The sequence below is a fragment of the Plantactinospora sp. A48 genome, from assembly GCF_055793945.1.
Genome location: NZ_JBTIXF010000009.1, coordinates 61,896 through 80,019, shown reverse-complemented (window position 1 = coordinate 80,019; position 18,124 = coordinate 61,896). Strand labels below are relative to the sequence as shown.

The following is an 18,124-nucleotide window of genomic DNA, read 5'->3' as shown; positions in this document are numbered from 1 at the left end:
AGATCTGAGCCTGACCGGTCAGCCGGGTGGCCGGGATGGTGCGCACCTGCTCCGGGTTTACGGCCGCCCTTCCCTACAATCGGCACCCGTGACGACGATTCCGAACGTGCTGGCCGCCCGCTACGCCTCCCCGGAGCTGGCCGCGCTGTGGTCTCCCGAGGAGAAGATCCGGATGGAGCGCCGGCTGTGGCTCGCGGTGCTCCGGGCCCAGCGCGACCTCGGGGTGGCGGTGCCCGACGGGGTCGTCGAGGCGTACGAGGCGGTGCTGGACCGGGTCGACCTGGCGTCGATCGCCGCGCGGGAGCGGGTCACCCGGCACGACGTGAAGGCGCGGATCGAGGAGTTCAGCGCGCTGGCCGGGCACGAGCACATCCACAAGGGGATGACGTCGCGGGACCTGACCGAGAACGTCGAGCAGCTGCAGATCCGGGCGTCGCTGGAGTTGATCCGGGACCGGGTGGTGGCCGCCCTGGCCCGGCTGGCCTGGCACGCGTCCGAGTACTCCGGGCTGGTGATGGCCGGACGGTCGCACAACGTGGCGGCCCAGGCCACCACGCTGGGTAAGCGGTTCGCGTCCGCGGCGGAGGAACTGCTCATCGCGTACGAGCGGCTGGCCGACCTGCTGGCCCGGTACCCGTTGCGGGGCATCAAGGGCCCGGTCGGCACCGCCGCCGACCAGCTCGACCTGTTCGACGGGGACGCCACCAAGGTCGCCGAGCTGGAACGGCGGGTCGCCACGCACCTCGGGTTCGCCCGGGTGCTCAACAGCGTGGGCCAGGTCTATCCGCGCTCGCTGGACCTGGACGTGCTGTCGGCGCTGGCGCAGGCCGCGGCGGCGCCGTCGTCGCTGGCCACCACCATCCGGCTGATGGTGGGGCAGGAGCTGGTCACCGAGGGCTTCAAGCCGGGCCAGGTGGGCTCCAGCGCGATGCCGCACAAGATGAACACCCGTTCCTCCGAGCGGGTCAACGGGCTCGCCGTGGTGATCCGGGGCTACCTGTCGATGGTGGGTGAGCTGGCCGGAGACCAGTGGAACGAGGGTGACGTGTCCTGTTCGGTGGTGCGCCGGGTGGCGCTGCCCGACGCGTTCTTCGCGGCGGACGGGCTGTTCCAGACGTTCCTGACGGTGCTTGACGAGTTCGGCGCGTACCCGGCGGTGATCGCCCGGGAGTTGGACCGCTACCTGCCGTTCCTGGCCACCACGAAGATCCTGGTCGGCGCGGTACGCCGAGGCGTCGGGCGCGAGGTGGCGCACGAGGTGATCAAGGAGCACGCGGTGGCCGTGGCGCTGGCCATGCGCGAGCGGGGCGCCGCCGGCAACGACCTGTTCGACCGGCTGGCGGCGGACGGTCGGCTGTGCCTGTCCCGGGCCGAGATCGACGAGCTGGTGGCCGACCCGGCCGGCTTCGTCGGCGCCGCCCGCAACCAGGTCGACGCGGTCACGAAGCGCATCGCCGATGTCGTCGTCGCGCACCCGGAGGCCGCCACGTACAGTCCTCCGCCGATCCTCTGACCTCCGGTCTTCGGTCCGGTCCGGGCAGCCCACCCGGCCGTCCTCGCCAGCGGATCGAGGGGCGGGCTCAGCCGGGTCGGGTGGGGGTCTCGCCGGCGGTCCGCAGGTTGGGCGCGCTGGGAGCCTCGGCGATGGCCCCGGACTCGACCGGTTCCGCGGTGTGCGCGGTCTCGGCGGCCACGAGCGGCTGGTCCGGTGCGGCGGCGACAGGCGAGCGGTACGCCACCACGGCGGTTCCGTACACGCACACCTCCATCCACATCTCACCGACCTCGCGATGCTCGAACCGCATCCCGAGCACGGCGTTGGCGCCGAGCCGCCGGGCCTCCTCGCCCAACCGGGCCACGGCATCGGTGCGCCACCGGGTGAGGTTCTCCGGCGCGGCCGGGTCGTACGCGCCGCCGCGCAGGCTCTTCACCCCTTCCCGGTACACGTTGCGGGTGCGAGCCTGGGAGGAGACGACCTGCCCGAGGATCTCGCGGATCTCGTACCCCGGAAGATGGTCCATCGTCACGACGAGCACGGTTGTGATGCTGGCAGAGCGGGTCCGTCGGCATTCGTGAAGCATGTTCATGTGAACACATGCCGCGAATCCGGTCGTTCGGCCCACCAGGCCCGATAGGCCCCGTCGAGTGCCGGCGGGGTCGGTCGGTGACCCCCGGTCCCGGGGTCGGTCCGGTTGCCGCCGGGTCGTCGCGGACCCGCTCCCGCAGCGGCTCCGCGAGCCCGGGTCGACGGCGACTGTCCACCGATTGGAAGAAAGGGTGACGCGCTGCTCACGGGCGGTGGCGAACATCGACGAACGCGGGTTTTCCACAAGGTTATCCACAGGGCGGGCGGGTGCGTCGATGAGTGCGTCTGCCAGGTAGGCTGGGCCCGCTCGGCCCCTCGTGGGCCGGCACCCGCGCCGCCCCATCAGTCAGGAGTGCCCCGTGCCCCGCGTCGTGGTCGACGTCATGCTCAAGCCGGAGATCCTTGATCCACAGGGTCAGGCGGTGGCGAACGCGCTACCCACACTCGGGGTCAGCGACGTCTCGTCAGTCCGCATCGGCCGTCGGATCGAGCTGGAGTTCACCGGCGAGCCCGACCTGGGACGGGTGCGTGAGCTGGCCGACAAGCTGCTCGCCAATCCCGTGATCGAGGACTACACGATCCGGGTGGTCGAGTCGGACGAGACAGCGGACCAGCGATGAGTACGCGCGTCGGGGTGGTGACCTTCCCCGGGTCACTCGACGACGGGGACGCCGCGCGGGCCGTCCGGATCGCCGGTGCCGAACCGGTCCGGCTCTGGCACGCCGACGCCGACCTGCACGGCGTGGACGCCGTCGTACTGCCCGGTGGTTTCTCCTACGGCGACTACCTGCGCTGCGGCGCCATCGCCCGGTTCGCCCCGGTGATGCGCAGCGTCGTCGACGCCGCCCGGGGTGGCCTGCCGGTGCTCGGCATCTGCAACGGTTTCCAGATCCTCTGCGAGGCGCACCTGCTGCCCGGGGCGCTCACCCGCAACGGGCACCTGCACTTCCGTAACCGTGATCAACTGCTGCGGATCGAGACCACCAACACCGCGTGGACGAACACCTTCCACCCGCGTCAGGAGATCCTGATCCCCGTCAAGAACGGCGAGGGCCGGTACGTCGCCGACCAGCGCACCCTCGACGAGTTGACGGACCAGGGCCGGGTGGTGGCCCGCTACCTGGGTGAGAACCCCAACGGGTCGCAGCGCGACATCGCGGCGATCACCAACGAGGCCGGCAACGTGGTCGGCATCATGCCCCACCCCGAGCACGCCGTCGAGGCACTGACCGGACCGTCCCTGGACGGGCTCGGCTTCTTCACGTCGATCCTCAAGCACCTGGCGGGAGCGCCGGCATGACGACCCAGCCCGACTCGGCGACGGGCGCCGTGGACCCGACCGGTCCGGCGACGGCCGACCCAACCGACCCGCCGGCGGGCGACCCGGGCACGCCCGGCACCCCGGCCGGCCCGTCGACCACCGCGCCGACCAACGGCATTCCGGCGAACGCCTCCGCCGGCCAACCCACGACCGTCCCGGCCGACCTGCACGGCCTGGACACCGTCGAACGCGCCGCCGACACCCCGGAGGAGCTCCAGCCCTACCCCGAGCTGGGCCTGAAGGACGACGAGTACGAGCGGATCCGGCAGATGCTGGGCCGCCGGCCCACCCAGGCCGAGCTGGCCATGTACTCGATCATGTGGAGCGAGCACTGCTCGTACAAGTCGAGCAAGGTGCACCTGCGCCAGTTCGCCGAGAAGGCACCGCCGTCGGAGCGGCTGCTGGCCGGCATCGGGGAGAACGCGGGCGTCGTCCAGATCTCCGACCGGCTGGCCGTGACCTTCAAGGTCGAGTCACACAACCACCCCAGTTTCGTCGAGCCGTACCAGGGTGCGGCCACCGGCGTCGGTGGCATCGTCCGGGACATCCTCGCGATGGGCGCCCGTCCGGTGGCCGTGATGGACGCGCTGCGGTTCGGCGCGGCCGACCACCCGGACACCGCCCGGGTGCTGCCCGGCGTGGTGGCCGGGGTCGGCGGCTACGGCAACTGCCTGGGCCTGCCCAACATCGGCGGTGAGGCCGTCTTCGACCCCTGCTACCAGGGAAACCCGCTGGTCAACGCCCTCTGCCTCGGGGTCCTTCCGGTTGACCGCCTGCAGAACAAGGCCGCTGCCGGCCCTGGCAACATCGTCGTGCTGATGGGGGCCAGGACCGGCCGGGACGGCATCGGCGGCGTCTCCGTGCTGGCCAGCGCCACCTTCGGCGAGGGCGGCGAGGGCCGACGGCCGGCGGTGCAGGTCGGCGACCCGTTCATGGAGAAGCTGCTCATCGAGGCGTGCCTGGAGCTGTACGACGGCGAGCTCGTCGTCGGCATCCAGGACCTCGGTGGCGCCGGCCTGACCTGCGCGCTCACCGAGACCGCAGCCGCGGCCGGCACGGGGATGCGGGTGTGGCTGGAGCGGGTGCCGCTGCGTGAGCCCTCGATGCGGCCCCACGAGATCCTGGCCAGCGAGTCGCAGGAGCGGATGCTGCTGATCGTGGCCCCGGAGCAGCTGGACGCGGTGCTCGGGACCGCCGAGAAGTGGGGCGTCCCGGCCACCGCGATCGGCGAGGTCACGCCGCCGGCCGCCGACGGCAGCCCCGGCCGGCTGCTGATCACCTGGCACGACCGGGCCGTCGTGGACGTACCCCCGGCGACCCTGGTGGACGACGGCCCGGTGTACGCGCGCCCGCTGCGCGAGCCGGCCGACCGGATCCTGTTCGACGCCGACCGCGCGGAGACGCTGCCCCGGCCGGCGACCCCCGACGCGCTGCGGGAGACCGTCCTGCGGATGGTGGCGTCGCCGAACCTGTGCGACAAGACCTGGATCACCGAGCAGTACGACCGGTACGTCCTGGGCAACACCGTGCTGGCGCAGCCCGAGGACGCCGGCATCATCCGGATCGACGAGCAGACCGGTCTCGGGGTGGCCATCTCGCTGGACGGCAACGGCCGGTACACCCGGCTCGACCCGTACCAGGGCGCGAAGCTGGCGCTGGCCGAGGCGTACCGGAACGTGGTCGTGACCGGTGCCCGTCCCCTCGCGGTGACGAACTGCCTCAACTTCGGTTCCCCCGAGGATCCGGCGGTGATGTGGCAGTTCGCCGAGGCCGTTCGCGGCCTGGCCGACGGCTGCGCCGAGCTGGGCATCCCGGTGACCGGCGGAAACGTCAGCTTCTACAACTCGACCGGGGCCGCGGCGATCCATCCCACCCCGGTGGTCGGGGTGCTCGGCGTGCTCGACGACGTGAGCGACCGGGTGCGGATGGGCTTCACCCGTCCGGAGCAGGGCGGCGACGAGCTGGTGTTCCTGCTCGGCGACACGCACACCGAGCTGTCCGGCTCCGAGTGGGCCTCGGTGGTGCACGACCACCTCGGCGGGCCGCCGCCCCGGGTCGACCTCGACCGGGAACGGGCGCTGGCCGACCTGTTGGCCGAGGCGTCCCGGGTGGGACACCTGCGGGCCGCGCACGACCTGTCCGACGGTGGGCTCGCCCAGGCTCTCGTCGAGTCCTGCCTGCGGTACGGCGTCGGCGCCCGCGTCACGCTGCCGGCCGGGTTCACCGAGGGCTCGATGCCGTTCGTCTACCTGTTCAGCGAGTCGACCGGCCGGGTGCTGGTCACCGTGCCCCGCGGGCAGGACAAGGCGTTCACGGCGCTCTGCGCCGAGTTCGGGATCCCCTGGACGCCGCTCGGCGTGACCGACCCGCACGGCGGTGCCCTGGAGGTCCGGGACCAGTTCCGGATCGATCTGGACGAGCTGCGGGCCGCGTTCACCGGCACCCTGCCGGCCCTGTTCGACGGCTCGGCCGACGCGCCGCGCCCCGAGGGTACGGTCCCGACCGGCGTCGGGGTCGAGACGACGGCGGTGCCGGCCGAGGCAACCGAGGACACGCTTCCGACCGAGGCGGCGCTTCCGACCGAGGCGGCGCTTTCGACGGAGGCGGCGCTTTCGACCGAGGCGGCGGACCGAGTCGAGACTGCCGAGGCGGCGGACCCGGCCGAGGCCGAGTTCCAGGCCACGGCGTCGGCGCTGACCGAGGCTCCGGCCGTCCACCCGACGGACGACCCGGACCAGCCGGGCGGGGACGGCGCTGACCGACCCACCGGGGACGGCGCGGAGCAGGATCGCCCCGACGGTCCGGCGGGCGAGTCGCGTTGACCGTGCCGGTCCACGGTCAACCGGGGACCGGCGTTCGGTTCGACTGGGGGCTGTCGGGCGCGGCGGAACTGGGCCGGGTCTGCTCGGTCCTCGTCGTGGTCGACGTGCTCTCCTTCACCACCTCGGTGGAGGTGGCGGTGAGCCGGGGAACGCGGGTACACCCGTTCCCGTGGGGTGCCCAGGCCGCCGAGTACGCGGCCCGGGTCGGTGCGGTGGCCGCCGTGGGACGCGGCACGGTGGATCCGGGACATCCCTGGTCGTTGTCCCCGGCCGCCCTGCGCGCGGCGCCGGTGGTGCCCGACCTTGTCCTACCCTCGCCGAACGGTTCGGCGATCTGCTCCGCCGCCAGCTCCACCGGGGTGTCGGTGGCGACCGCCTGCCTGCGGAACGCGACCGCTGTCGGCGGGTGGCTGCTGGCCCAGGGGTACGGTTCGGCGGAACGGCCGATCGGGGTGATCGCCGCCGGCGAGCGGTGGAGCGACGGCACCCTGCGGCCGTGCGTCGAGGATCAACTCGGCGCGGCGGCGGTGCTCGACGCGCTGGTCACCGCCCCCGGCGGCCTTTCCGTCGAGGCGGCGGTCGTGCTGGCGGGCCTGGGCGGTATTCCGAACATCCCGGCGGCGGTGCGGGGCTGCGTTTCCGGCCGCGAGCTGATCGGGCGGGGCTTCGGCGAGGACGTCGAGATCGCCGCCCGGGTCGGCATCTCGACCACCGTTCCGGTGCTCCGGAACGGCGTCATCGCGGCGGCCTGAGCCGCCGCGAATCCGTCAGTCGTCCAGCCAGTCGACCGGCCGGCGACCGCCCCGGGCCGGATCCTGGTCGCCGTGCTGGTGCTGCTGGTCGCCGTAGTACCCGTTCTGGCCCTGGCCCTGGCTGCCGTATCCGCCCGGGGTCTGGTTGTTGTCGTAGCCACCCTGGTTCGGTGCCTGGCCCGGGGAGTTGTCGTATCCGCCGGCCTGGCCGCCGCCGTAGCCACCGCGGCCGTCGTACCCACCCTGGCCGCCGTGCTCGCCCTGGCCGTACTGGTCGTAGCCGCCCTGCTGCTGCGGGTAGCCGTAGCCACCGCCCTGGCCGCCGGGCTGGTCGTATCCGCCGCCGCCCTGGCCGCCACGCTGGTCACCGCCACGCTGGTCATAGCCGCCGTCGTACCCGCCACCGGCCTGGTCGTAGCCACCCCGGTTGTCGTACCCGCTCTGGCCCGCGCCGTAGTTCTGGTCACCGCCGCCCTGGCCGTACGCGGTGTTGTACGGGTCGGCGGGCTGCTGCTGACCGTAGCCTCCACCGTCGTACCGGCCGGTCTGCTCGTCGTACCGCTGCTCGCCGTAGCCAGCGTGGCCCGCCGGGGCCTCGGTGGGCCGGCCGGGCTGCTCGCCGTAACCGCCGTAACCGGCGGGGTTCTCGCCGTAGCCGTTGCTGCCGTAACCCTGACCGGTTCCGGCGCCCGCGGCGCCCGAGGCCGGGGCGTTGCCGTAACCGGCACCGGCACCGGAACCCGGAGTGTTGCCGTAGCCGGCGCCCGAGGCCGGGGCGTTGCCGTAGCCGGCGCCCGGGGCGTTGCCGTAGCCGGCGCCCGAGGCCGGGGCGGTTCCGTAACCGGCACCGGCGCCCGAACCGGGGGCGTTTCCGTAGCCGTTGTTTCCGTAGCCCGGTCCCTGCGCCTGGGTGGCGCCGTATCCGGCCGCTCCAGCGGCGCCGTAGCCCACCTGGGTGGGCGCGTTGTTGCCGGCGTAACCGGTGCCGGCCCAGTCGCCCTCCTGCCGCCCGTAGTTCGTCTGCGGGCTGGGCAGCGGTGCGCCGTACGGGTCCGGGAACTCGTCGTCCACGAGTGGCCGGTTGTGCATCATCGTGGGCGCGTCGGCCAGCGCCGCACCCCCCACCATGGTGGGGTCGGCGCCCGGCCGGCCGGCGACCCGGGTCGCGTCGTTCGCGCCGCCGTACCCGCCCTGGGTGGGAACGACCGGGCGGGGCGTGGTGGTCGGTGCGGCGCCGGACTCGGCACCGTCGTCACCCTCCTTGCGCCGCATCCACAGCAGCACGATCGCACCCACGCCCAGGGCGACGAGCAGGCCACCGGCGATGATCAGCAGCCACTGGCCCATGCCACCACCGCTGGAGGCGTTCTTGGCCGTCGTCTCCGCCGGGGTCTCGCTCGCCGCGCCGTCGGTGGCCTCGTCCGTCGGCTCGTCGGTGACCTCGTCGCTCGGAGTCGCCTCCGCCGACGGGGTGGCGCTCGGGGTGGCGGCCGGGAGGTCGAGGCTGAGTCGCTGCCCGCTGATCGACTGACCGGCGCTCGCGGTCACGCCGAGAACGCTCGAACGTATGTCGTTCTTGCCGGCGATCAGCCCGAGGGTGCCCGGGACGATCGGCCGGCTCGTGGTGCCGTTGAAGCAGAAGTTGCCGCTGCCGTTGGCGGTGGTGGAGTAGTTGTGGTTCTGGCCGTCCTGCAGGATGACCGACGCGTTCGCGACGGCGGCACCGGAGTTCTTGTTGACGACCTTCCCGCAGATCTGCTTGACGGTCTGCGGCTGCTCCGGGGCGGGCTTGCCGACCAGGGTGACCTGGGTGCTCTGCGAGTTCTGGCCGGGCGGGGTCTTCGACGAGGCGCTGACGGTGATCGTCGCGCTCTCGTTCGAGGTGGCCGCCGTGGCGTACTTGAAGGTGGCGGTGCGGTCGCCGTCCCCGGTGACCGCGCTGGCGCTGCAACCGTCGACGCAGGTCAGCTTGGAGTTGCTGGACCGCACGGTGATGTCCGCCGGCCCGTCCTGGACCGGGTTGAACTTGAGCGAGTAGCCGACCCGCACGGTCCCGCCGACGTTGACGGAGTTCGGCGACGCCGAGACGTTGGTGATGCTGGGCGCGTCGGCCAGGGCCGGTGCGGCGGGGGCGGTGAGCAGGGCGCCGGTCATCAGCGCCACGACCACACCGGCCCGTTGCCACCAGGCTCGTCGGTGGGTTCCCACGTCTACCGCCTTCCGGGTCCTGCCGCCACCCCGATCCGGGTCGACCGGGAGGAGCTACCGCCGTACGAGATACACCGTCGGTCACTATGCCTTGTCGAGTCGGACCGGCGCGACCCAGGGGCGACGGCGATTGCGACGCCGCGGGGTCGTATCGTCCCGACGTGTCCTCTCCGCACGGTAAGTCCTCACCGGTGTTGGCGGTGCTGGCAGCCCTCGACGTAGGCGAGCCGCCCGAACGGACGGTGTTGCGCGACGCGGTGCGGCTTCTTCTCGCCGAGTTGTCCGAGCGGGCCCCTGGTCGATCGGTGGAGGTGCGCGTTCCACCCTATGCGGCGGCGCAGGTCATCGAGGGTCCGCGACACACCCGGGGCACCCCGCCGAACGTGGTGGAGACAGATCCGGTCACCTGGGTGCTGCTGGCCACCGGCCGGCTGGACTGGGCGACCGCGGTCACCGACGGACGGGTGCGGGCCAGCGGCATCCGGTCGGATCTGTCCGGTCTGCTGCCACTCTGATGGTTTTCGAGCCTGGTGTCGGTTGCCGGTACGCCTCGGCGAGCTGTCGTCGTCGCGCCGAAATAATCCCGGTTGACCTGGTAAGAAGGCAGCTCAACCGGCTGTGGATATTGATTTGCTTCACCGTCTGCGGCCAATCGCTGGCTCGCTGTCCAGCCGTCGGCTCGCGTACACTCTGGGGACGACGGCAGTTCCCGGACCAATTCCCAGCAGCTCACAGAGGGAGCATCAGGTGCCCCGAGGCGATGGCCGGCTGAACCACGACCTCGACCCCGAACGGCCCGGCCCGCAGGACGCCTGTGGGGTGTTCGGCGTCTGGGCCCCGGGTGAGGACGTGTCGAAGCTCACGTACTTCGGCCTTTACGCGCTCCAGCATCGCGGCCAGGAGGCCGCCGGCATCGCGGTGAGCGACGGCTCGGGTGTGGTGGTCTACAAGGATCTCGGCCTGGTGGCCCAGGTGTTCGACGAGCCGACCCTGGCCAGCCTGCGTGGCTATCTGGCCATCGGCCACACCCGGTATTCGACCACCGGCGGTTCGACCTGGGAGAACGCCCAGCCGACGATCCGGGCCACCGACTCCGGCACGACGATCGCGCTGGCCCACAACGGCAACCTGGTGAACACCGCCGACCTGACCACCCAGCTCACCGAGGCCGGGATCGAGCTGGACGGTTCGACCTCGGACACCAGCCTCGTCACCGCCCTGCTGGCCGGCCGCTCCGGTGTCTCGGTCGAGGCCGCCGCCCTGGACGTGCTGCCCCGGCTGCGCGGCGCGTTCAGCTTCGTGCTGATGGACGAGTCGACGCTCTACGCGGCCCGCGACCCGCACGGGGTGCGACCGCTGGTGCTCGGTCGGCTGGAGCGCGGCTGGGTGGTGGCCAGCGAGACCGCCGCGCTGGACATCGTGGGCGCCAGCGTGGTCCGCGAGGTCGAGCCGGGTGAGTTGCTGGCGATCGACGAGCAGGGCCTGCGGTCGGTGCGGTTCGCCGCGCCGGAGCCCAAGGGATGCCTCTTCGAGTACGTCTACATCGCCCGCCCGGACACCACGATCGCCGGCCGGAACATCCACGCGGCCCGGGTGGCGATCGGCCGGCAGTTGGCCAAGGAGCATCCGGTCGAGGCTGACCTGGTGATCCCGGTGCCGGAGTCGGGCACGCCGGCGGCGATCGGTTACGCGGAGGGTTCGGGCATCACCTACGGCGCGGGACTGATGAAGAACCCGTACGTCGGGCGCACGTTCATCCAGCCCTCGCAGACGCTGCGCCAGCTCGGCATCCGGCTCAAGCTGAACCCGTTGCGGGAAAACGTCCGGGGCAAACGGCTGGTCGTGGTGGACGACTCGATCGTGCGCGGCAACACCCAGCGGGCGATCGTGCGGATGCTGCGCGAGGCCGGCGCGCTGGAGGTGCACGTGCGGATCTCGTCACCACCGGTCAACTGGCCCTGTTTCTACGGCATCGACTTCGCCACCCGCGCCGAACTGCTGGCCAACGGGTTGGACAACGAGGGCATCCGGCGGTCCATCGGCGCCGACTCGTTGGGCTACGTCTCCCTCGCCGGTCTGATCGCGGCGACCGAGCAACCGAAGACCCGGCTCTGCCGGGCCTGTTTCGACGGCGAATATCCGATCGAGCTGCCGGCCGGCAACCTGATCGGCAAACACCTGCTCGAAGGCTCGGCACGGCGGCCCTCCGACCGCCGCGTCGGCGCTGGAGGGTCCGACCTGGCGACCGGGGCGGACCGTCCCGGCTCCGGGCCCGCGCCGCTCGTCGCCAGCCCTGGCGGCGCCGACGCACTGCACCGCCCATAGCACCGGCCGGTGCTGTTCAGCCCGGCGGCCGGGTCGGACGGGTTCCGGTGATCACGGATCCGGCCGGCCGCACAACGAAGGGGAGAATCGTGACGCACGTGTCCGAGCGCAGCGGGGCAGCTGGCGGACCGACCGGCGGCTCGGGTGCCGACCGGCAACCCTGGAGGGCAGCCGGCAGGTCCGGCCGGAAGCGGAGCGTGTCGTACGCGGAGGCCGGGGTCTCGATCGAGGCCGGGGACCGGGCGGTGGAGCTGCTCAAGTCCAAGGTCCGGGGCACCCGCCGGCCCGAGGTGATGGGTGACCTGGGTGGTTTCGCCGGGCTGTTCCGGCTGGACACCAACCGCTACCGGAACCCGATCCTGGCCTCCTCCACGGACGGCGTGGGCACCAAGCTGGTGATCGCCCAACAGCTCAACATCCACGACACCGTCGGCATCGACCTGGTCGCCATGGTGGTGGACGACCTCGTGGCCTGCGGGGCGGAGCCGTTGTTCCTGCTCGACTACATCGCCTGCGGCGAGGTGGTTCCGGACAAGGTCGCCGAGATCGGCGCGGGCATCGCGGACGGCTGCCGGTACGCCGGTTGCGCGCTGCTCGGCGGCGAGACGGCGGAGCACCCGGGGGTGTTGCGGCCGGACGAGTACGACGTCTCGGCCACCGGCGTGGGCGTGGTGGAGGAGAGCGAGCTGCTCGGCCCGGACCGCGTCGAGGTGGGTGACGCGGTCATCGCCATGAAGTCGTCCGGTTTGCACTCGAACGGGTTCTCGCTGGTCCGGCACGTCCTGCTCGGTGCCGGCCGGATGCGGCTGGACACCGTGGTCGACGACTTCGGCGGCCAGCGCACGCTGGGCGAGGAGCTGCTCACCCCGACCAAGATCTACGCGCAGGACTGCCTGAAGCTGATCGCCGAGACCGAGGTACGGGCGTTCGCCCACGTGACCGGGGGTGGTATCCCGGGCAACCTGGTGCGGGTCCTGCCGGAGAACGTCGACGCCATCGTGGACCGGGCCAGTTGGAAGCCGCAGTCGATCTTCGATCTGGTGCAGGCGAAGGGTCGGATCGAGGACTCGGAGATGGAGTCGACCTTCAACATGGGGGTTGGCATGTTCGCGATCGTCTCGGCGGAGGACGCCGACCGGGCCCTGGCCACGCTGGCCGGGCGCGGGGTGGAGGCGTGGCAGGCCGGCGAGATCATCGAGGGGACCGGCCAGGTGCAGATGATCGGCCAGCACACCCGGGGTTGATCACGCTCCGCATATCGTACGTCTACCTGATCGGGCCTTCACCCGACCGGCTATTGGCGCCTAGCCTGAATGCACATGGCCTGGGGAGGTGTGGTGGAGGTTGCGCGACGGACGCCGTCGGGCATGCGCGGGATAGCCGCGGTGCCGACGTACGTCGTGATGCAGCCCACCACCCTCTGTAATCTCGACTGCGCCTACTGCTATCTGCCGTTGCGCGCCGTCGACCGGCGGATGCCGGTGGCCGTGGCAGCGGCGGTCGCCGGGCCGGTGAACCGCTGGGCCGTCGGCAACCGGTTCTCCGTGGTCTGGCACGGCGGGGAGCCGCTGGCGGCCGGACGGGAGCACCTGGCGGCGCTGTTGGCTCCGTTCGACGCGGCGGTCGAGCACCATGTCCAGACCAACGCCACGCTGATCGACGACGACTGGTGCGAGTTCTTCGCCAGCCGGCGGGTGCGGGTCAGCGTCAGCGTGGACGGGCCCCGGGATCGCAACGCCGAGCGGGTCGGCCGGGGTGGGCGGCCGGCGTACGACCAGATCCGGCGTGGCATCGAGACCCTGCGCCGGCACGGCATCCCGTTCTCGGCGCTGTGCGTCGTCTCCCGCCCGGCGCCCGGGCTGGCGACGCAGTTGTACGAGTACTTCCTCGATCTTGGTTGCGGGGTGCTCGGCATCAACATCGAGGAGACCGAGGGCGTCAACACCCGGAGCAACGCCCGACCGGCCCGGCTGGTCCGGGGCTTCTGGGCGGAACTGGTCACGGCCTGGCGCCGGGATCCGCGGATCCACCTGCGCGAGGTCGAGTGGTCCCTGCGGTATGCGGGAGCGGTCCTGGACGGTACGTCGGACGACCTGCTGCCCCGCCGTCTCGACCCGATCCCGACGATCGCCCACGATGGTTCGGTGGTCCTGCTCTCGCCGGAACTGGCCGGGTTCTGCGACCCGAAGTACGGGGACTTCAGCAGCGGCAACGTGCTGTCGACGCCGTTGCCGGAGATACTGGCCGGCGCCGCGGAGACGCCGTGGGTGGCCGAGTTCCTGCGCGGGGTGGAGTCCTGCCGGTCGGGGTGTGCGTACTTCGGGTTCTGCGGTGGGGGACACGCGGCAAACCGGTACTTCGAGCATGGACGGTTCGACGGCACGGAGACCGAACACTGCCGGAACAGCAAGATCCGCCTACTGGAGGGAGTGTTGGACCATGCCCGAGATCACCAGCCAACGAACTGAGCGCGCTGGCGACGGCCTCGCGGAACGGGTACGCGGAGCCGGCGCGGGACTGGACGCCCTTCTGCGGGAGGCCGAGACGGCCCGACGCGAGCGTGCCGAGGCGGCCGGTGACGGCGCCGCGGTCTGCGCCTGGAACCACTTCGAGAACATTCCGACGTTCTACAACTGGAACAACCGACCCCGCTGACCGCGAAACCCCGCTGGCCACGCGCACGCCAGCGCCCGAGACGTCACCCGGCCTGAGACCTCGCCAGCGAGGGTCTGAGGACCTATGGGAACCTGCCGCGGGTCGGGCGTGGCAACGGCCGTCCACGGCAGGTTCCCAGATCGTCGGTTGACGTACTCGGCGTTCACGGCGACCCGTACCGGACATGCGTGAGCACGCGGGTGGTACCGCGTGCTCGTCAATCCGGAGGGGTCAGCGAATGCGAGGTGCCCAGGGGTCCTGGTCATCCTCGTCGAGATCGTCTTCCTCGTCGTCGACCAGGTCCTTGTAGCCGTCGTCGAAGTCGTGACCCGACTTGCCGCCGCCGCCGAGTTCCCGCTGCAAGGCGGCGAGATCGGTGTTCGGGGAGTGGTACTTCAACTCCCGGGCCACCTTCGTCTGCTTGGCCTTAGCACGGCCGCGCCCCATGGCTCGACCCCCTCGCACAGAATTCGGGGCAGCCCGAAGGCGGGCCCCGATGACGTTAGGCATCTCTCGTGGCTCTTACGGTACATGGGCGAGCGCCGGTTCGGCACCTCGGGTTCCCTCGGTCACGCCCGCGCGTCGCGGATCTCCCGAGGTTTACTCATTGTAGCCAGTAAGGCACGGGTCTCCGGCCCACTCGTTAGCTCCGCACCAAATCCGGCAAAGCTCGCAAAGCAGAACGGACGGCAGCAACCCACGACAGATTCCGGCAGTCCAGCCCATGCGCATCGAGCCTGACCGTGCGGAACGGACGAGCCGCAACGCCCGACAGGTTTCGGCAGCCCAGCCCATGCGCATCGAGCCTGACCGTGCGGAACGGACGAGCGCAACGCCCGACAGGTTTCGGCAGCCCAGCCCCGCGCAGGGATCAAGCCTGACCGCCCGGAGCGGGGCGGGCCGCCCACCAGCCCCAGCCTCAGCCACCCACCCACCCACCGCGGTCACTCGGTACGCAGTCCGCCCGGTCGGGTCAGTCGCCACAGCACGGGCAGACTGCCGGCGGTGACCAGCAGCACGGTGGCCGCCGCGAGTCCGACCGAGACGCCCACCACCGACCAGGAAACCGCGAACGGTACGGCGAGCAGGCGTAGCAGAATCGTCCCCAGCGCGAGCCCGAAGCCCACCGCCAGGATCAACCCGAGCAGCACCGGCACGGCGGCCTGGCAGAGCACCGACCAGCTCAGGGTGGAGCGCCGGGTGCCCACCGCCACCAGCATGGCCAGCAGCCGGCGTCGTTCCCGAAGCTGCTCCGCCAGGCCCACCAGCATGCTGGCTCCGATCAGCAGGAGCGTGACCACCGCTCCGGCGTACAGGCCGCGTTGGATGGTGCTGAACTTGCCGGTCTTGCGGGTCGTGGCCAGCGTGTTCACGGCGCCGTCGCCGTACCGGTCGAGGACGGCCGCGGCGTTGCGGACCCGCTCGATGGTGTCCGGGGCGTGCGGGTCGGTGCGCAGGAAGGCGTTGAGCTGCGCGGCCGATCCGAGCCGCCGGACGTCGAGGGCGGCCGGCGTCACCAGCAGTTGTGTCTCGGCCCAGCCCACCGGATCCTTCCGGGCCGGCACCGGGGGCACCGTCGCCGGAATCGTCCAGACGAGGCCGGCGCCCTCGGGGCCGCTGCCCAACCGCAGCCGTCGACCGGGGCGGGGTTCCAGCGCGGGGGCCGCACCTTCGGCGGCCGGCGCGTGGGCCGCGAACACCTGACCGTCGGCACACCCCGGCAGCACGGCGAACTCGGCCAGCGCCGCGCAGTCGCCGACCCGGACGGTCAGGTAGCCGCTGTCCGGGGCGTCCGCCGAGGCACCGCCGACGACCACGGTTCCGGTCCCGCCCGTGACGCCTGGTACACCGAGCAGCCGGTCCCGGGCCGCCACCGGGTCCGGCGTCGACACCTGGACCTGGACGGTGGCCCGGCTGGGGTCCTGACCGGTGGAGGCGGTGGATTCGGCCTGCGCCACCGCGAAGAGCATCTGCAGCCCGATCAGTCCGGCGACCGCCACCGCGATCCCGCCGACCAGCCGGGCCGAGCCGGCGCTGTCGGCCTGTAGCCGCCGGATCGCGAGCTGCCAGCCGACCGGTCCGCCCCGTAGCCGACGTACCGCGGCCTCGACCAGCCAGGGCAGCAGGGTGACCGTGCCGACGAGCAGCAGGGTGGCCCCGGCGGCGGCCTGGACGTTGCCTCGCGGGCCGGGGTTGTCGCGGACGCTGCCCAGCAGCGGTACCAGCAGGGCCAGCCCGGCCGCCGGCAGCAGCAACCGCCACCACAGCCGGCGCCGGCCCGTGCCGGCCCGGCGGGTCACGCCCAACGGCTCGACCAGCACACCGCGCAGCGCGACCAGCGTCGACACGACGGCCAGCACCGGCACCGCCACGGCGATGACCAGCACCAGTGGCCACCCGGGCCGGACGTCCGAGGCGTACACGCTGATGTTCCAGAGGGTGACCAGGGGGACGAGCTGGCGGCCGAGCGCGAAGAACGCGCCACCGACCACCACCCCGAGCAGTGCGGCGGCGGCGGCCTCCCCGGCGGCGATCCGCCGGGTCATCGCGGTGTCCGCGCCGACCAGGCGCAGCGCCGCCAGCCGGCGGTCCCGGCGTTCACTGCCGAACCGGACCGCCGCGGCGAGAAACACCGCGATGGGCAGCAGGAGTACGACGAAGATCATGGCCACCAGCAGGGCCAGCACCGGACTGAGCCCCTCACCGGGTTCCCCGCCGCCGAACGAGTCCAGTCGGACGGCCCGGTCCACCGACAGGGTGTCGCTGCCCAGGTAGTACGCCAGCTCGCCCGGTCCGGCGAGCCCGTCCCGGCCGATGGTGGCGACGATCCGGGCACCGCCGAGCCGGGGCGCGAACAGGGCGCCGTCGGGCGATTCCAGCAGCCGGGCCAGCGCCGGGGACACCACCGCCTCGCCCGCCCCGGGCAGTTTGGCCACGCCGGGCGGGCGGGGCGCGTCGGGGCCCTCGGGGTGCAGCAACCGGCCGCGTACCGCCCGGTCCCGGAACGCCGTGTCGACCGTGTCGACCAGCATGGTGTTGGCGGCCCGTGGGATGGGCTCGTCGAGCCGCAGGTCGTCCCGGGCCTCCGTGCGGGCACCGTGGGCGCCCAGCGCACCCGGCACGGCGGCGGCCAGCAGCAGCATCGCCACCCCGATCCCGACGCCCACCGCTGTGAGGATCGTGCGGGTCCAGCCGTCCCGGCCGCCGGTGACCGCCAGCCGGGCGCCCAGCAGCAGATCGGTCACCGGACCACCACCAGGTCGCGGGTGCGCCCGTCCCGGACCACCACCTCCCGATCGGCGTACGCGGCCACCCGTGCCTCGTGAGTGACCAGCACGACCGCCGCGCCGGTGTCCCGGGCCGCCGCCGTCAGCAGCCGCATCACCCGTTCCCCGTTGAGCGAGTCCAGCGCCCCGGTCGGCTCGTCCGCGAACACCACCCGCGGGCCGGTGACCAGCGCGCGGGCCACCGCGACCCGCTGGGCCTGGCCGCCGGATATCTCACCCGGACGCTTGTCCGCGACGTCCCGGACCTCCAGCCGGTCCAGCCACTCCCCGGCCTGGCGTTCGGCGGCCCGCCGCCGGACCCGCTCCAGGCGCAGCGGCAGGGCCACGTTCTCCAGGCAGGTCAGTTCGGGCACCAGCTGCCCGAACTGGAAGACGAACCCGAACTCGCGGCGGCGCAGGGCGCTGCGGCCGGCGTCCGGCATGGTCGCCAGGTCCCGGCCCTGGTAGCGCACCGTTCCCGCGTCCGGCGCGGCGATGCCGGCCAGGCAGTGCAGCAGGGTCGACTTGCCGGACCCGGAGGGCCCCATCACCGCGACCATGTCACCGGCGTCGATCCGCAGCGACGCGCCGGCCAGCGCGGGTGTCGCGCCGAAGCGCTTGTGCAGGTCGTCGGCGACGAGCAGCGGCTCGACCCCGTGGTCCGAGCCGGGCTGGTCCCGCCGGTCGCC

The 18,124-nt window shown here is 72.4% G+C and carries 14 protein-coding genes and 1 pseudogene; 10 read left to right on the top strand and 5 right to left on the bottom strand.

The features are described 5' to 3' along the window. The first annotated feature begins 88 nt into the window (after window positions 1-88). The gene (gene purB / locus ACXN5W_RS07405) at window positions 89-1,513 is read left to right on the top strand and encodes an adenylosuccinate lyase (protein ID WP_473157404.1); all 1,425 of its coding nucleotides are present in this window, start codon (window positions 89-91) and stop codon (window positions 1,511-1,513) included. 67 nt (window positions 1,514-1,580) lie between these two features. Here purB and ACXN5W_RS07400 read toward each other — a convergent pair. Continuing rightward, window positions 1,581-2,048 (bottom strand): annotated as a pseudogene (locus ACXN5W_RS07400) (YbjQ family protein); the annotation flags it as partial. 397 nt (window positions 2,049-2,445) lie between these two features. Here ACXN5W_RS07400 and purS point away from each other — a divergent pair. From purS to ACXN5W_RS07380, 4 genes are read left to right on the top strand one after another with little or no spacing between them, the layout of a single operon-like run. Continuing rightward, window positions 2,446-2,706 carry a phosphoribosylformylglycinamidine synthase subunit PurS gene (gene purS, locus ACXN5W_RS07395; protein WP_473157403.1) on the top strand — a complete coding sequence of 87 codons (261 nt, stop codon included), beginning with the start codon at window positions 2,446-2,448 and terminating at the stop codon, window positions 2,704-2,706. After that, window positions 2,703-3,386 carry a phosphoribosylformylglycinamidine synthase subunit PurQ gene (purQ, locus tag ACXN5W_RS07390; protein ID WP_473157402.1) on the top strand — a complete coding sequence of 228 codons (684 nt, stop codon included), beginning with the start codon at window positions 2,703-2,705 and terminating at the stop codon, window positions 3,384-3,386. The genes purS and purQ overlap by 4 nt, the downstream gene beginning before the upstream one ends. Continuing rightward, complete coding sequence (purL, locus tag ACXN5W_RS07385; protein WP_473157401.1) at window positions 3,383-6,229, top strand: phosphoribosylformylglycinamidine synthase subunit PurL; 2,847 nt, start codon at window positions 3,383-3,385, stop codon at window positions 6,227-6,229. Before purQ ends, purL begins: the two co-directional genes overlap by 4 nt. A 2-nt stretch (window positions 6,230-6,231) precedes the next feature. Continuing rightward, complete coding sequence (locus tag ACXN5W_RS07380; RefSeq protein ID WP_473157454.1) at window positions 6,232-6,981, top strand: 2-phosphosulfolactate phosphatase; 750 nt, start codon at window positions 6,232-6,234, stop codon at window positions 6,979-6,981. Between the two features lie 15 nt (window positions 6,982-6,996). Here ACXN5W_RS07380 and ACXN5W_RS07375 read toward each other — a convergent pair whose 3' ends face one another. After that, window positions 6,997-9,189, bottom strand: coding sequence for a peptidase associated/transthyretin-like domain-containing protein (locus ACXN5W_RS07375; RefSeq protein ID WP_473157400.1), 2,193 nt, complete (start codon window positions 9,187-9,189; stop codon window positions 6,997-6,999). 161 nt (window positions 9,190-9,350) lie between these two features. Here ACXN5W_RS07375 and ACXN5W_RS07370 point away from each other — a divergent pair, with 161 nt between their 5' ends. The 5 genes from ACXN5W_RS07370 (at window position 9,351) to amcA (ending at window position 14,169) form a co-directional block, all read left to right on the top strand. Continuing rightward, window positions 9,351-9,704, top strand: coding sequence for a sterol carrier family protein (locus ACXN5W_RS07370; RefSeq protein ID WP_473157399.1), 354 nt, complete (start codon window positions 9,351-9,353; stop codon window positions 9,702-9,704). Between the two features lie 232 nt (window positions 9,705-9,936). Next, entirely contained in the window at window positions 9,937-11,514 is a 1,578-nt protein-coding gene (gene purF / locus ACXN5W_RS07365; protein ID WP_473157398.1) for an amidophosphoribosyltransferase, read from the top strand. 89 nt (window positions 11,515-11,603) lie between these two features. Further along, on the top strand, window positions 11,604-12,758 hold the full coding sequence (gene purM, locus ACXN5W_RS07360; RefSeq protein WP_473157397.1) for a phosphoribosylformylglycinamidine cyclo-ligase: 1,155 nt from the start codon (window positions 11,604-11,606) through the stop codon (window positions 12,756-12,758). A gap of 123 nt (window positions 12,759-12,881) precedes the next feature. Further along, the gene (amcB, locus tag ACXN5W_RS07355; protein ID WP_473157453.1) at window positions 12,882-13,982 is read left to right on the top strand and encodes a cyclophane-forming radical SAM peptide maturase AmcB; all 1,101 of its coding nucleotides are present in this window, start codon (window positions 12,882-12,884) and stop codon (window positions 13,980-13,982) included. Then, window positions 13,954-14,169, top strand: a complete 216-nt coding sequence (amcA, locus tag ACXN5W_RS07350) for a multiple cyclophane-containing RiPP AmcA (protein WP_473157396.1) — start codon at window positions 13,954-13,956, stop codon at window positions 14,167-14,169. Before amcB ends, amcA begins: the two co-directional genes overlap by 29 nt. 231 nt (window positions 14,170-14,400) lie before the next feature. Here amcA and ACXN5W_RS07345 read toward each other — a convergent pair whose 3' ends face one another. The 3 genes from ACXN5W_RS07345 to ACXN5W_RS07335 form a co-directional block, all read right to left on the bottom strand. After that, the gene (locus tag ACXN5W_RS07345) at window positions 14,401-14,616 is read right to left on the bottom strand and encodes a DUF3073 domain-containing protein (protein WP_473157395.1); all 216 of its coding nucleotides are present in this window, start codon (window positions 14,614-14,616) and stop codon (window positions 14,401-14,403) included. 497 nt (window positions 14,617-15,113) lie between these two features. Beyond that, complete coding sequence (locus ACXN5W_RS07340; RefSeq protein WP_473157394.1) at window positions 15,114-17,414, bottom strand: ABC transporter permease; 2,301 nt, start codon at window positions 17,412-17,414, stop codon at window positions 15,114-15,116. Then, window positions 17,411-18,079, bottom strand: coding sequence for an ABC transporter ATP-binding protein (locus ACXN5W_RS07335; protein ID WP_473157452.1), 669 nt, complete (start codon window positions 18,077-18,079; stop codon window positions 17,411-17,413). Before ACXN5W_RS07335 ends, ACXN5W_RS07340 begins: the two co-directional genes overlap by 4 nt. Between the last annotated feature and the right edge of the window lie 45 nt (window positions 18,080-18,124).